Genomic DNA, 13,495 nt, shown 5'->3' with positions numbered 1-13,495 from the left:
AAGTTGCCTGCCTGGCTTAGGCCAACAGGCGGTAAAAAGTGGTTTTGCGCTCGGCCAACAGCGGTACAATCTGCCCCAGCACCAAGTCCTGGAAATGCGTGGCCGCGCGGTGGGCAATCTGGGCCTCCTGGTTCACGTACTGCTCGTAGATGAAGAAGCGGCCCGGCTCGTCGGCCGACTCGTGAGCGGTATACACCAGGTTGCCGGGCTCGTGCTGGCGTACGGCCGCGGCGGCTTCCAGCAGCAGGCGGCGCACCGTGGCTTCGTGGCCGGGCTGCACCAGCCACTCGGCCGCTACGCAATAAATGTCTGCCTGATTCGACATGCTTTTAGGTATTGAGGTGTAGGGAAGAAAGGAATAGGATGAGCCTGCTTACGCGACCTTGACAATGGCTTTGCCGGTGTTTTCACCCTTAAACAAGCCCAGAAAAGCGGCCGGAATCTGGTCGAAACCTTCCGTAATGGTTTCCTCAAACTGCAGCTTGCCCTGGCTATACCACTCGGTGAGCTTCTGCACGCCCTCGGGCCAGCGGCTGTAGTAGTCGCCCACGATGAAGCCCTGGAGCTTGGCGCTGGTCTTGAGTAGCTTGCTTTCGGGCCGGGGGCCGACGGGTACCTCCGTATCGTTATAGCTCGAAATCTGGCCGCACAGGGCAATGCGGGCGTGTTTGTTGAGCAAATCGTACACGGCATCGGTGATGGGGCCACCCACGTTGTCGAAATAGCAGTCGACGCCGGCGGGAGCGGCAGCGGCCAGGGCCTGGGCAATGTCGGGCGTGGTTTTGTAGTTGATGGCCTCGTCGAAGCCCAGCTGCTTGAGGTAGGCCACTTTCTCATCCGAGCCGGCCGTGCCAATCACCCGGGCCCCCTGAATCTTGGCCAGCTGGCCTACTACCATGCCTACGGCCCCGGCCGCACCCGACACGACTACCGTTTCGCCGGCTCGGGGTTGGCAGATGTCGAGTAGGCCGAAGTAAGCCGTCAGGCCCGGCATGCCCAGCAAGCCCAGAAAATAGCTGATCGGGGCCTTGTCGGCGGGCACGGGGTTCAGGCCTTTGCCGTCGGAGAGAATGTATTCCTGCCAGGGCAGATTGCCCACCACCAAGCTGCCCACCGGCAGGGCAGGGTTTTGACTTTCAACGACTTCAGCCACGGCCCCACCCGCCATGGGCTCCCCCACGGTGAAGGGTGCAATGTAGGATTTGCCTTCGTTCATGCGGCCCCGCATGTAGGGGTCGACCGATACGTAGCGGGTTTTGAGCAACACCTGGCCGGCCGCGGGGGCGGGTAGGTCTAGGGTGTCAAACTGGAATTGTTCGTTGGTGGGCAGGCCTTTGGGGCGGCTTGCCAGCAGAATGGTTTTGGTTTTCATAGCGGAGAGGAGTAGAAAAGAATAGAAACAAGAAACTGCCACCCCGGGCCGGTGCAAGTCTGTCTTCCCAAGGGCCCGCACCCGGATGGGGCTGAGCGTCAGGAGCAAAACTTTGGCGGGTCGGAGTGGCAGTCAGACTCGGGGCCTGGCGCTTACGCGTTGGCCGTGGTAGTGTGCAGGGTTACTTCGATATTGCCTTTGGTAGCGCGCGAGTAGGGGCAAATGCCGTGGGCGGCTTCCACTAGCTGCTCGGCCTGGCCTTGCTCTACCCCGGGAATGTTTATGTGCAGGTCGGCGGAGATGCCGTAGCCGCCGTCTTCCGCCTTGCCAAAGCCGATGAAAGCTTCTACCGTCACGCCTTCCAGCTTCACCTTGGCCTGGCGGGCTGCTACCCCCAGGGCCCCCTCGAAGCAGGCCGCGTAGCCGGCCGCAAACAGCTGCTCGGGGTTGGTAGCACCCGCTTTTCCGGGGCCGCCCATTTCCTTGGGCGTGCTCAGGTCGATGTCCAGCACGTCGTTGTTGGTCGTCACATGACCGTCGCGGCCGCCTTTGGCTTTGGCTTGCGCCGTGAAGATTTTTTCGATTTTCATCGGAATAAAAGAAAAGTGTGAGTTGGTAAAAAACAGCCTGCGGGTTAGCAGAGCTTGGTTAAAAGCGTGTTGAGTTGGGTGCGCAGCGCTTCAAATTCCTCCTTGGTCATGCCCATGTGCCCCAGCAGCTGCTCGGGAATATGACAGGCTTGTTCGCGCAACGCCCTGCCCGCTACTTCCAGCCGGATGATGACCGACCGTTCGTCGCGCGGGTCGCGGCGGCGGCTGAGCCACTGTTTTTGCTCCATCCGCTTGAGCAGGGGCGTCAGCGTGCCCGAATCCAGCAGGAGCTTTTCACCTAATTCCTTTACCGTCAGCTCCTCGTGCTCCCACAGCAGTAGAAACACCAGGTACTGCGGGTAGGTCAGGTCCAGCGCCTGCAAGTAGGGCTGGTAGGCTTTGGTCAGCATGCGGGAAGCCGCGTAGAGCGGAAAGCAAAGCTGGCTTTCGAGCTTTAGAAGCGCATCCGAAGAATTCTCGTGTGGGTCATTCATTTCGTTGTGCAAGTATAACGGATGTGGTTGTGCAATGTTTAATTGTGTGCAATTAAATTCAGGTTATTACTCTAACGTATTCGGTATCAGGTCTAAAAAGTTAACCAATAAAAAAAACGCCGGCTTTCTGCGGGGCAGAAAACCGGCGTTGCGGGAGCAGGGTTGGGCTGCTTTACTGCGCCTGGTAGGCCGTAATACCGCCCAGCAAATTGCGTACGTGGGAAAAGCCGTGCTGAGTGAGCAAGGCCTTGGCCGTAGCCGAGCGGCCTCCACCTTTGCAGTGCACGATGATTTCCTGGTCTTTGAGTTCTTCCAGGTCGGCAATCTTATCGGGCAGCGTACCCAGGGGAATATTCTGGCTACCCTCAATACGGGATTCTTCGTTTTCCCAGGTTTCGCGCACATCCAGGATGATTGGAGTTTCGCCGGCGGCCTGGCGTTGCTTTAGTTCGGCGGGGGTGATGTCGTTCATAAGGTAGGAGCGGATGGTAAATGACAAACGAAACTTAAGAACGCAACAATAGCCATTTCAGCTGAAGAATGAGTGAAGTTAGCTACCGGGCCAGCACCAAGCGCTTGGTAACCAGCAGCCCATCGGGCAGAGCAAGTCGCACTAAGTAAACGCCACTGGGCAACCCGCGCAGGTCAAGCTCCCCGTGGGGGCGCTGCGCGGCGGCCGGCATCCACACAGGCCGGCCCAGCGCATCGAGCACCTCGGCGTGCCGGTAGCTGCCTTCTATCCGCACGAGGCCGGCGCTGGGGTTGGGGTAGAGCGACACTGCCGCCGCGGCCTGCCCCGCAGATGCCGACGTTACGGTTTGGTTGTTGGTCATTACGGGCCGCATAATAAGGGAGCCAGCCGGTGCCCCGCCTACGTTGGAGAAATCAAACGAAGCGTTTTCCCAGGTGCCAAACGTGTTTTTGAGAAAGTAGCCGGCCGGGGGAGCATTGTTCAGATCCAGGGCGAAGGGCACCACCGAGTTGCCGAAAGGCCCGTGCCCGTAGCCAATATAAAACGTGCCCGAAACCCCGACCGGCGTCGGAAACAGAATATCAATGTAGTTCTGCCCGGCGGGCAAACTGGCCGGAATAACGATGCTCTGGGTGGCTTTGGGCTGAGCGGCCGGCTTTCCCCCATCGTCTTCCCACACGTTGGCCGTAATAAGCCGGCCTGCTGCCGCGGGCAAAATCGGGTAGATACGCAGGCTGCGGACCTGGTCGGGTTTGTTGAGGTCGAAGCGGTAGGCCCGGAAGCGGGGTGCCCCGGTCGAAAACCGCTCGATGCTCAGCGTTGCCTCCGGGGTGCCGTCGTCGTAGGCATAGTAGTTTTTCAGCTCCGTAAGCCGGGATATAGTGTCGTTGCGTACGGTCGGAGAGTTGGCCGCTTCCCCGGTGAGCAAGTAGATGGAGTGGCGAATAACTTTTTCTTCGGGCGTCAGCGGAATAGCCAGGCTGCTAGCGTCCACCGTTACCGGAGTTTGACGGCTGCCCGGGTCCAGCGACTTACCGTTTTTAGCAGTAATGCCCACTGTGCCGGCGGGCAGGATCTGAACTGTGCCCAGCCAGTCGACGGGCGTGCCGGCCGGCCCCGGCCCCAGATTATTGACGGTGGTGTTGATAACGTTGTTGAGCTCTGCGCTGGGGTTGGGGCTGGCGTTGTATTGCCACACGGGCATGGCCGCGTAGCGCTTCAGCAAGCTGGTGAGCGGCCGGCTGGTGGCAATGTCGCGGTTGGTGGAATCGGTGGCCGAGCGGTTGCGGTCCAGCCGCACATAGTCGATGCTCCAGGCGTCGTCGTTGTCCACATTCGACTGGTTGCCCGAGGTATGAAACCGGAACTGGAAGCCCGCGTGCAGGTATTGCGCATCGGTTACGGCAAATAAGAGCTGCCGAAAGCCGGTACGCTGCCCCTGGCTGCGCTGCACCCATATTTCGCGCCAGGCTCCGTTGCGGGCCAAAAATTCCAGCCGGATAAACACGGGCCGGGAACTGCTGGCAGTAGTTGGGGCCGAGAAAATATTACCGGCCTGCCAAAAAAAGCTCAGGTACACATTGCTGGCGGCCGTCAGGCCACTCAGGTCGATAGGCTGGGACGTCAGCGTATCCGTGTCGCTGAAAAAGCTGCCGTAGGGCCGCCCTTGGCCGTTGAGGCCGTCGAAGGTAACGGCGCCGCGGGAGGGCGGGGCCAGCACGAAGCGGTTGTTGACCAGCGTGCCGCCCCCGGGCGCCCAGCGCTGGGCGCTGGGCGCGCCCTCGGGCTGGGTCGAGAAGTCGTCGAAGAACGGCAGGGAAAGCGCCGCCGGGCGGGCCGCCGCCGCGGAAGCTTCCGGAGCCACCCGATTCGGGTCACGGGTCAGGTTGCTCAGGCTTTGAGCCCGGGCGGAAAGCGGCAGGAGGCCGGCCGCCAGCAAAAGCTGCGTTAAGCGTAGGAAACGGGTCATAGAAGCAAGTTACGTAAGCCAAACGTGGGCGGCTCCCGGAATATTTTAGCAGCCGGCGGCCCGGGGCGTCGGGCGTATAGCCTACAAGCAAAAGACCTTCCCGGTTGTTCCGAAAAGGTCTTTTCTGCGAAGTTTATCTGGTGCTTGGCAGCTAGTCTACCGATTTCAGCGGCGCGTCGCCGGCAATCCAGAGGTCGACGAGCTGGCCCATGCGAATAGTGGCGCCGGGCGAGGGCACGGGCCGCTGCTTCACGACGGTACCTTCGGTCTGGCCTTCCTCGGCGGGCTGGTAGAAGATTTCGCCTACCTGCAGGCCCTGCCCCACGAGCAGGGTAGCGGCTTCGTCCTGGGGCATGTTCACCACGTTGGGCACCGGGAACTCCTGGTTGCCCTGGCCGTCGCCAACGACCAAATCTACCCGGGTACCTTTGGCAATGGGGGCGCCGGGCGCAATTTCCTTGCCGCCCACCAGCTGCTTGAGCACGGCATTCTGGGCCAAATCGGGCACCAGCTTGATTTCGCCGACTACCAAATCGTAGCTTTTCAAAATCATCTGGGCATTTTTCACCGAGCCGTCCACCAGCTTGGGCATCTTAATCACTGGTGGGTTTTTCATGCTCACCGAGATATAGATTTTGCGGTCTTCCTTCACCCGCTCGCCCGGCGCCGGGTCCTGGGTCAGCACGGTGAAGGGCGCGATGCTGGGATTATAGCTGCTGTCGTCGACGAAGTAGCGCAGGTTGCGCTCATCGAGGTAGTCTTCCAGGGCCTCCTGCTTCATGCCCGTAATCTTGGGCACCACGATGGTTTCGCCGTGGTTGGTGGTAATGGGCAGGTAAACGAAAAAGAAGCCGAACAGCAGCAACGCCCCCGCGGCCCCAATCACCAGCAGGTGCTTGAGAACATCAACGGGCGTATCCGATTTTAGAAATGACATTGAGAGAAAGAAGATGCTAAAAGTTGATAGCCGGAATTTCCAGGGAAATCTACTGCTAAATGCTGGAAAACTAGTTCCCCTCCTCAGATGAGGAGGGGCTAGGGGTGGTTGACTCCGCCAGAACGACAACTAGAGCTAAAAGCTACTGAGTCGTTCTGGCGGAGTCAACCACCCCTAGCCCCTCCTTATCTAAGGAGGAGAGTAGTCGTTCTTAGCCAGCGGCGGTCAGTTTGGCGTTGCGCTGCTTGCCAAATTCCAAAATCCGGTCGATGAAGTCGTAGGGGGTGTAGCCGTTGAGGGCTGTCTGGTGGAAGATACAAGTAGCGGGCGTCATGCCGGGCAAGGAGTTTACCTCGATGATGATGACCTCAACGGCTCCGGTTTCCCGTACGCGCACGAAGGCGTCGATGCGGGCGTAGCCCTGGATGTTGAGCACCTCAGCCACGCGCTTGAGCTCGGCCTTCACTTCCTCGCTGATGCGCTGCCGCTCCTGCACCTCGGGGGCATAGCGGGCCGGAGTGATGTTCTGGCCTTCGCCGGCCAGGAATTTCTCCTCCAGGCTCAGCACCTCGCCCGTAGCCAGGGCTTCCGAGGCTTCGAAGACCTCAATTTCCAGCTGGCCGTCCTCTTTCCAGTGCGTGAGCAGGCCGCCGGTTACTTCCAAAAAGTGCTTGGCCCCATCGCGGCTGATGAGGGTTTCGACTAGAAAGGCATCCTTTTGCGGGAATTCTTCCTTGAAGCCCAGGTTCAGCACGGTGGCAGGCGCGGGCAGCAGGTCTTCCTGGTCGCGGAAGATGAGCTGGCAGAAGGCTTCAAGCTCCTGGCGGTTCTTGATTTTCTTCACGGCCGAGGAGCAGCCGTCGTCGGCGGGCTTGGCAATAAAGGGGTAGTGGAACTGGGTTTCCAGGCTGCGGTAGAAGCTTTCTGCGTCGGCTTCCCACTCCAGGCGGGCGGCCATGCGGTGCTCAGCCACGCGCAGGCCGGCCTCGCGCAGGCGGCGGTTCGTCTCAAACTTGTTGATGGTGATGCTGCTGCTTTCCACCCCCGAGCCGTTGTAGGGCAGGCCGTAGTGCTCCAGCTGCTTCTGCAGGGCCCCATCCTCGCCGGGGCGGCCGTGCAGGGCAATAAATACCTCGTCCACTTCGTGGGCCAGCTCCTCGAACGAGAGGCGGCGGGGCTGGGCCGTGGCCTGACCCGCGTATGTGCTGGTAATGGCGCTGGCCTCCCGGCGAATCCGCTCCAGCACGGGGTGCAGGCTGTGGCCGGCCTCGGCGTACTCAATTTTCTCCCGGATGTCGTCGGCGTTGTCCTTGAGCATCACGTTGATGGGCAGCACGTAGAGGCGGAATTCCTGGCTGCTGCCGGTCAGAAACACGGGCACGGGCTCGTACTTGACGCTGGAGCTGAGCTTCTCGTAGATGTTGCGGCCACTCTCCACCGAAATGTGCCGCTCCGAGGAGTAGCCGCCCATAATCACGGCTACTTTGGTGCGCTGCTGTTCCTCGTGCTGGCGCGAGGCCACGGCCTCGTCGAGCTGCCGGAGCAGGCCGCCGAGATGTACCGGCTTCATGCCAGCCCGGCGACGGGCGGCCAGGGAAGTACGAATCAGGTAGGTGAGGAACTGGGAGGGGTTCAGGCCGATTTCGGCGGCTTGGTGGAAGAAAAACGACGCCGGCAGCATGCCCGAGGTAGTGTTCGGGTCGTTGAGGAAGAGCTGGTTGTCCTTGCCCAGGAACCCGTCGATGCGGGCGTAGACCTGGAAGCCGAAGGTGCGGAACATTTCCTCGCAGGCCTCGCGGATGCGCTGAATTTCGGCTTCGGGCAGGTCAATCGGGGTGATTTTGCGCGAGAGGCCGGGCAGGTACTTCGAGCGGTAGTCGAACATTTCCTCGCCCTTCACAATCTCTGTCGGGGGCAAAGCCAGCGGGTTGCCCTGCGGGTCCTCCACCACGATGCAGCTGAACTCGCGGCCCGCCACAAACGACTCGACCAGCACTTGCGCTTCGCCATCCACGTTGGTCAACAGCACCGACTCGGCTGTTTGCAGCCGCTCGTTGAGCGTGTTGAGCAACGCTTCGGGGTGGTAGATAACCGCCGTTTCAGCGTCCAATACCACGGGCAACCCGATACCGTCGCGGATGTCGGTCAGGTGCTGCACCCAGGCAATTTTGTCCTGCTCGCCCAGGCGCGCCCACTCTTCGCGGGTCACGGTTTTGCGGAACAGGCTGCGCTCCACGGCGCGGGCAAACTGCTCGGCGTTGGCTTCGCGCAGGATGCTGATACCGATGCTGGAGCCCTGGCGGGGGGCTTTAAACACCAGCGGCAAGCCCAGCTCCCGCACCAGGTAGTCGAGAATAGCGCCTTGGCTGGCGGCCGTGTCCCACTCCTCGGCGGTCAGCACGCGGTAGTCGGGCGTGGGGCGGTTCAGGGCCTTGAGCAGCTTTTTCTGGGCAATCTTATCAATGCCGAAGGCCGAGGGCAGCACACCCGAGCCGGAGTAGGGGATACCGTACCACTCGAGCAGGCCCTGAATGGCGCCATCCTCGCCGCCGGGACCGTGCAGGGCCAGGAAGGCGAAGTCCAGCAGTTCGCGCAGCTCGTGGGGCAGCACCCTCCGGCCTACTTCGCTGATGATGCGGTCCTGCTCCTCGGAACTCAGCTCGCCCAGGCTTTCCAGGTACACCTGGAGCTTGTGCCGGGAGTCGGGCAGGGCCGACACGGGCGGGTAAAAGTCGCGGATGGTGCCCTTGTAGATGTAGTGCCAGTCGAGCAAAATGAAGTTGCCGCGGCTGTCTACGAAGATGGGAACGGCCTGGAACAAAGCCTTGTCCAGGTTATCATATACCGTGCGGCCGCCAGCAAAGGAAATTTCCCGCTCACGCGACGGGCCGCCGAAGAAGATGCCTATTTTCATACGTAGGGCAAAGGTACGAGTGATTGGGGGATTGGCACATGGGGGAAGCGGAAGCGACCCTCTCGTGTCCTTGCGAGGCGCAGCCGTGGCCATCCGTCCTCGGCGAAGGTAGTCACGGCCTTTCCCCACTAAGCCCCTGTGCTTAACAACGAGTAGGGCTTGTCAGGTTAGAAGACTAGTCACATTTCAGCGGACGGATGGCTTCGTCCTGCGTCCTCGCAAGGACACGGCTACCTAACGCACAGAATTCCAAAAACTACCTACTGGAGAATTCCTCAAACGTGTTTCGGTCTGCCAAAAGTCATTCGGTGAGCTTCCCAAACCTGTTTCTACCAGCAAAAGTGTCTCGGTGAACATTGCTGCATGCTACCAATTGCCAGCCCTGCTTACATTCGCTCCGTAGTAAGACCTCTTCCAACCCTATTCTTTTCCATGAAAACTCTGGATCAGTACAACTTCGCCGGCAAGCGGGCCGTGGTGCGCGTCGATTTCAACGTGCCCCTCGATGCCGACCTGCGCATTACCGACGACACCCGCATCCGGATGGCCACCCCGACCATCAAGAAAATCCTCAGTGACGGCGGCTCCGTGGTGCTGCTCTCCCACATGGGCCGGCCCAAAGGTGGCCCCGACCAGAAGAACTCCCTGCGCAACCTTGTGGCGCGTCTGGAGCAGGAGTACGGCACGACGGTACGCTTCGGCGGCGACGTAATCGGGCCGGAGGCGGCCCAGCTGGCGGCCAACTTGCAGCCCGGCGAAATCCTGTTGCTCGACAACGTGCGCTTCTACGCCGAAGAGGAAAAGGGCGACGCGGCCTTTGCTGAAAAGCTCAGCACGCTCGGCGAGGTGTACGTGAACGACGCCTTCGGCGCGGCCCACCGCAAGCACGCCTCCACGGCCGTTATGGCCCAGTACTTCACCCCCGAAAACCGGGTGGCTGGCTACCTGCTGCAAAGCGAGCTGGACAACGCCCACCGCGTGCTGACCAACCCCGAGCACCCCTTCACGGCCATCATGGGCGGGGCCAAGATTTCCGACAAAATCCTCATTATCGAGCAGCTGCTGGACAAGGTTGACTACCTCATCATTGGGGGCGGCATGGCCTACACCTTCGCCGTAGCCCAGGGCGGCCGCATCGGCAGCTCCCTGCTCGAAGCCGATAAGGTAGAGCTGGCCGCCAGCCTGATTGAGAAGGCCAAGCAGAAAGGGGTGCAGCTGGTGCTGCCCGTGGATAGCATGATTACCGACCGTTTTGCCAACGACTCCGACATTGAAGTAGCCGGCAACCTCGACATTCCCGCCGGCTGGATGGGCCTCGACATCGGCCCCGAGTCGCGCGAAACCTTCGCCGATATCATTCGCCAGTCGAAAACCATCCTCTGGAACGGCCCGATGGGCGTGTTTGAGATGTCGAACTTCGCCGTGGGTACCGAATTCGTGGCCCGCGCCATTGCCGAAGCTACGGCCAACGGCGCCTTCAGCCTCATCGGCGGCGGCGACTCGGCGGCGGCCGTCAACCAGCTCGGCTTTGCCGACCAAGTATCCTACATTTCCACTGGGGGCGGGGCCCTGCTCGAATATATGGAAGGCAAGGAGTTGCCCGGCGTAGCGGCTCTGGAAGGCCGCTAGGAAGCACTTAGCCGTTCTGGAGCAAACCAAAAGACCGTCATGTCGAGCATCGCTCAGCATGACGGTCTTTTGGTTGTGGTGGCTGGCTAAAACCAGCCCTTAATTTACGTAGGGCGCTTCCAGATTCTGGCCCATGCTCTTGAGGGGGACGTTGCTGATTTGCCCGGTCAGGCGGGTGGCCAAGGCCCGGGCCTCGGCTTCACTGACTACGTTGAGATGCTGCAACCAATGGAGGCGCTGTAGCTGGGGCTCAATGATTCCTAAGGGGTTAACGGCCGCGTAGTGTTCTTTCAGGTAGGCTTTCGTGCGCTTATCCAGCGCGTCGGCGAAGCGGTCCAAGTCCTGGCGCTGACGGCTGCGGTCAGCCAAGGTGATATTGGCCCGGGCCGTACCTAGGGTAAAGTGCCGCCACCAGTTGTTTTGCCCATAGAAATAGCCGGCTACCAATACTGCCAGAATGCCGAACGCCACGGCCCACTCGGTTGTGGTCAGGTCGGTGATGCGTTTGCCGGCTTGCTGTAGCACCAGCGAGGCAAGCCAAAAAAAGGCCAGTGGTGCCAGTTTCAGTTGCGGGGTGGAGGTAGTGCGCTCTACCCGCACGGGCAGAACTTCCTCGTAAGGCATTTCAAATTCCAGAATCTTTTTACCCTGCCGGGTACGCTCACAGACATATAAACCGTGCGGACGCAAGGCTAGCTGCGTGACGCGCGTAAGCTGACGTTGTTCGAGAAACATAAGTAGTATACCGACCTCAACCGGACTATATAAACGTAAAGGGCGACGGGGAAAAGCAGAGGACGAAAATAGCAAGCATTACCCAGCCCAGCACCTTTCGCCCCAAATGTAAGGGCCGCTCGTCGGGGGCGGGAGGATGAAATATTCCCATAAACCGGCCTAGCAGCAGCCCAAACACCAGCCAGCCCGGATTACCCAAAATATTGGGCACGGCCACGGTAAGCGCCAGCTGCCCGGCCAGCACGCTCAGCAGCAGCAGCACCGTGCGCCGCACCGTGGGCACGGCGCGGCGAAATACGACGAATAGGTAGAGCAGGTAGGGCACCCCGCCGTAGAGCCAGGTTTGCCAGGAGCTGTGCAAGGTAAATAAGCCCAGCCCCGCGTAGAAGATAAACCCGACGAAAAACACTACCGACAGCCGGTTGGCCAGGCGAAACCCCAGCAGGCCGTAGAGGATGTGGCCTCCGTCGAGCTGCCCGATGGGCAACAGGTTGAGGGCCGTAAAAAACAGGGCCAGCGAACCAGCCAGCAGCAGCGGGTAGTGCATCAGCTCATTGGGGTGGGGCAGGCGGGCCGGGTCGGCAAACCAGTGTTCCAGTGCTTGGTAGAGCAAGGGGCGGCTCAGCGTCATGCCGGTCCCGTCCTGGTACACCTGCCGGGCATAGTCGGCCCCGTAGCTGCGGTACTCGGGGTGAATCTGGAATACGTAGTCCAGCGGCGGCAAATGGGTAAACCCGTAGATAAGCACCGGAATGGCGACCAGAAAACCCGCCAGCGGCCCCGCCAAGCCGATATCAAAAAACTCTTTGCGCGAAAATATGCGGTCCTTGATGCGAATAACCGCGCCGAACGTGCCAATGGTATTAAAAAAGCCCGTGAAGAACGGAATGTAGTAGGGCAGGGTCGCCTTCACCTTGTAGTGCCGCGCCGTGAAGTAGTGCCCAAACTCGTGCACGGTCAGCACCCCCAGAAAAGGCAGGGAAAACCAGAGGCCCCGCAGAATCTGGGCTTGGGTAAACCAGCCCGTCAGGCGAAACACTTCTTGTTGAAACGGGGTGTCACGCACAAAAAAAGGCGCTCCGGTTATCCATTCTGCCCCCGCCAGCGTGGTCGTCACCAGAGTCAGCGCAAAGAGTAGCAGGTGCAGGGTATATACCCGCCAACGGGGTGGAGCGGGCCGTTCGTAACGGTCAAACTCGATAGGCGGATAGGTGTCGGGGGTGGGGGCGTCAGGCAGTGGGAGAGAAGGCACGGATAGCAGCGGGAAGAGCGTCGGTGAGCGTAAGGGGCGGGGTCAGGAACAGCGTTGGCAGCCCCAGGCGCCGGGCCGTTTCAATATGCTGAGAACTGTCCTCGATGAAAAGAGTTTCCTCCGCTTTCCAGTTCATTTCGCGCAAGGCATGGGCAAAAATCTCCGGGCCCGGCTTGCGCAGGCCCACCTGCTGGGAATAAAAGACCCGGTCGAGACAGTCGGCAATGCCCTGGCGAAACCCGTACTGCTGTTGTAGTCGGCGGTTGATTTCCTCGATGTGGATATAGTTGGTATTGCTCAGCAAAGCCGTTTCGTGGCCCTGGGCGCGCAGCTCGGCAAGGAAGGCCAGTCGCTCGGCCGGCACATCGAGCAGCATGGCGTTCCAGGCCTCGTCGAGTTGCTCGTCGCTGGCCTCCAGCTCGTAGTGCTGCCGCAGCCCGGCGCGAAACTCCTGGGGAGTCAGACGGCCGGTTTCGAGCAGATCAAACAATTCCGACTGGCTTTGCTGGCTGAACTCGATGGTGCTACCGGCCCGGCTCAGGGCCCGCATGGCCTCGGTCGTCAACTGGTAATTGATGTTGATAATTACGCCCCCAAAATCAAAGAGCAGGTTCGGCTTTTTCCCAGACATAGAGCAAAGTAAGACGGGCAAAGCCAGTAAGTGGCCCTCACCCGGAGAATAGAATTGGAAATCCGGTGGCAAACTTCGAAGTTTGCACTGCCGAAACCAACTCCGGAAGGTTTTAGCCGGGCCTATAGCTCAATCGGTTAGAGCAGCTGACTCATAATCAGCAGGTCACTGGTTCGATTCCAGTTGGGCCCACTTAAACCGGCCTTATCACGACAAAACGTGATAAGGCCGGTTTTTTTGTTGGCGGGTAGTATGTGAAAGTGGGGTGATTTTCTCGAAAATGGTATTGGCGCGACTAGTCCGGTAAGTCCCGTTTCGGGCGCGAAAGCTAGGTCGACGGGGGTACCGGTGCGGGCGGATAAACGTCCCGTGCCAGCTCATCAACGAGCCGTAGCCGGGCCGGCGTCTGGCTTAGCGGCGGTATTACCCACGCCGGGGCCGTCCGGTGCATGGCGTCCGAAGATGCGCGTCAGCCCGCGCGGGATGGAGCTGCCATCTGC

Annotated in this window: 12 protein-coding genes and 1 tRNA gene; 2 read left to right on the top strand and 11 right to left on the bottom strand. The window is 60.3% G+C overall.

All coding sequences use genetic code 11. The annotated features are described in order from the left end of the window. Nucleotides 1–16: 16 nt before the first annotated feature. The 8 genes from E5K02_RS08000 to E5K02_RS07965 all read right to left on the bottom strand — a co-directional run bounded on the left by E5K02_RS08000 (nucleotide 17) and on the right by E5K02_RS07965 (nucleotide 8,748). A complete protein-coding gene (locus E5K02_RS08000; RefSeq protein ID WP_135393779.1) occupies nucleotides 17–325 on the bottom strand; it encodes a putative quinol monooxygenase in 309 nt (102 codons plus the stop codon). 48 nt (nucleotides 326–373) lie between these two features. Beyond that, nucleotides 374–1,372, bottom strand: coding sequence for an NADP-dependent oxidoreductase (locus E5K02_RS07995; protein ID WP_135393777.1), 999 nt, complete (start codon nucleotides 1,370–1,372; stop codon nucleotides 374–376). A gap of 152 nt (nucleotides 1,373–1,524) precedes the next feature. Beyond that, nucleotides 1,525–1,962 carry an organic hydroperoxide resistance protein gene (locus tag E5K02_RS07990; protein ID WP_135393775.1) on the bottom strand — a complete coding sequence of 146 codons (438 nt, stop codon included), beginning with the start codon at nucleotides 1,960–1,962 and terminating at the stop codon, nucleotides 1,525–1,527. A gap of 44 nt (nucleotides 1,963–2,006) precedes the next feature. Then, complete coding sequence (locus E5K02_RS07985; RefSeq protein WP_135393772.1) at nucleotides 2,007–2,456, bottom strand: MarR family winged helix-turn-helix transcriptional regulator; 450 nt, start codon at nucleotides 2,454–2,456, stop codon at nucleotides 2,007–2,009. Between the two features lie 172 nt (nucleotides 2,457–2,628). Beyond that, a complete protein-coding gene (locus tag E5K02_RS07980) occupies nucleotides 2,629–2,928 on the bottom strand; it encodes a rhodanese-like domain-containing protein (RefSeq protein ID WP_135393770.1) in 300 nt (99 codons plus the stop codon). A gap of 82 nt (nucleotides 2,929–3,010) precedes the next feature. Beyond that, nucleotides 3,011–4,897: a T9SS type A sorting domain-containing protein gene (locus E5K02_RS07975; RefSeq protein WP_135393768.1), complete on the bottom strand. Its 1,887-nt coding sequence runs from the start codon at nucleotides 4,895–4,897 to the stop codon at nucleotides 3,011–3,013. Nucleotides 4,898–5,048: 151 nt separating this feature from the next. Then, nucleotides 5,049–5,834 carry a PASTA domain-containing protein gene (locus tag E5K02_RS07970; RefSeq protein WP_135393766.1) on the bottom strand — a complete coding sequence of 262 codons (786 nt, stop codon included), beginning with the start codon at nucleotides 5,832–5,834 and terminating at the stop codon, nucleotides 5,049–5,051. Between the two features lie 211 nt (nucleotides 5,835–6,045). Then, entirely contained in the window at nucleotides 6,046–8,748 is a 2,703-nt protein-coding gene (locus E5K02_RS07965; protein WP_135393764.1) for a D-alanine--D-alanine ligase family protein, read from the bottom strand. 432 nt (nucleotides 8,749–9,180) lie between these two features. On the opposite strand from E5K02_RS07965, the gene E5K02_RS07960 reads away from it, so the two are divergent. Further along, nucleotides 9,181–10,377 (top strand): phosphoglycerate kinase, encoded by a 1,197-nt coding sequence (locus tag E5K02_RS07960; RefSeq protein WP_135393762.1) that lies wholly within the window; start codon nucleotides 9,181–9,183, stop codon nucleotides 10,375–10,377. 99 nt (nucleotides 10,378–10,476) lie between these two features. Here E5K02_RS07960 and E5K02_RS07955 read toward each other — a convergent pair whose 3' ends face one another. Genes E5K02_RS07955 through E5K02_RS07945 form a run of 3 tightly spaced genes read right to left on the bottom strand, consistent with a single transcriptional unit; the run spans nucleotide 10,477 to nucleotide 12,995 of the window. Next, entirely contained in the window at nucleotides 10,477–11,112 is a 636-nt protein-coding gene (locus E5K02_RS07955) for a hypothetical protein (RefSeq protein WP_135393760.1), read from the bottom strand. 25 nt (nucleotides 11,113–11,137) lie between these two features. After that, nucleotides 11,138–12,364, bottom strand: coding sequence for a site-2 protease family protein (locus tag E5K02_RS07950; protein WP_240737195.1), 1,227 nt, complete (start codon nucleotides 12,362–12,364; stop codon nucleotides 11,138–11,140). Further along, a complete protein-coding gene (locus E5K02_RS07945; RefSeq protein WP_135393758.1) occupies nucleotides 12,342–12,995 on the bottom strand; it encodes an HAD family hydrolase in 654 nt (217 codons plus the stop codon). Before E5K02_RS07945 ends, E5K02_RS07950 begins: the two co-directional genes overlap by 23 nt. A gap of 118 nt (nucleotides 12,996–13,113) precedes the next feature. Here E5K02_RS07945 and E5K02_RS07940 point away from each other — a divergent pair. Continuing rightward, a tRNA-Ile gene (locus E5K02_RS07940) sits at nucleotides 13,114–13,187 on the top strand. Nucleotides 13,188–13,495 lie beyond the last annotated feature (308 nt).

This window comes from Hymenobacter metallicola, from assembly GCF_004745645.1.
In the GTDB taxonomy this organism is placed as follows: domain Bacteria; phylum Bacteroidota; class Bacteroidia; order Cytophagales; family Hymenobacteraceae; genus Hymenobacter; species Hymenobacter metallicola.
The sequence above is the reverse complement of the archived record's forward strand: the minus strand, read 5'-3'. Positions and strand labels throughout refer to the sequence as shown.

Coding starts and splice junctions, on each gene's coding strand:
- E5K02_RS07975 (WP_135393768.1), bottom strand. CDS start 4,897: ATGACCCGTTTCCTACGCTTAACGCAGCTTTTGCTGGCGGCCGGCCTC.
- E5K02_RS07995 (WP_135393777.1), bottom strand. CDS start 1,372: ATGAAAACCAAAACCATTCTGCTGGCAAGCCGCCCCAAAGGCCTGCCC.
- E5K02_RS07955 (WP_135393760.1), bottom strand. CDS start 11,112: ATGTTTCTCGAACAACGTCAGCTTACGCGCGTCACGCAGCTAGCCTTG.
- E5K02_RS08000 (WP_135393779.1), bottom strand. CDS start 325: ATGTCGAATCAGGCAGACATTTATTGCGTAGCGGCCGAGTGGCTGGTG.
- E5K02_RS07985 (WP_135393772.1), bottom strand. CDS start 2,456: ATGAATGACCCACACGAGAATTCTTCGGATGCGCTTCTAAAGCTCGAA.
- E5K02_RS07945 (WP_135393758.1), bottom strand. CDS start 12,995: ATGTCTGGGAAAAAGCCGAACCTGCTCTTTGATTTTGGGGGCGTAATT.
- E5K02_RS07990 (WP_135393775.1), bottom strand. CDS start 1,962: ATGAAAATCGAAAAAATCTTCACGGCGCAAGCCAAAGCCAAAGGCGGC.
- E5K02_RS07965 (WP_135393764.1), bottom strand. CDS start 8,748: ATGAAAATAGGCATCTTCTTCGGCGGCCCGTCGCGTGAGCGGGAAATT.
- E5K02_RS07970 (WP_135393766.1), bottom strand. CDS start 5,834: ATGTCATTTCTAAAATCGGATACGCCCGTTGATGTTCTCAAGCACCTG.
- E5K02_RS07960 (WP_135393762.1), top strand. CDS start 9,181: ATGAAAACTCTGGATCAGTACAACTTCGCCGGCAAGCGGGCCGTGGTG.
- E5K02_RS07980 (WP_135393770.1), bottom strand. CDS start 2,928: ATGAACGACATCACCCCCGCCGAACTAAAGCAACGCCAGGCCGCCGGC.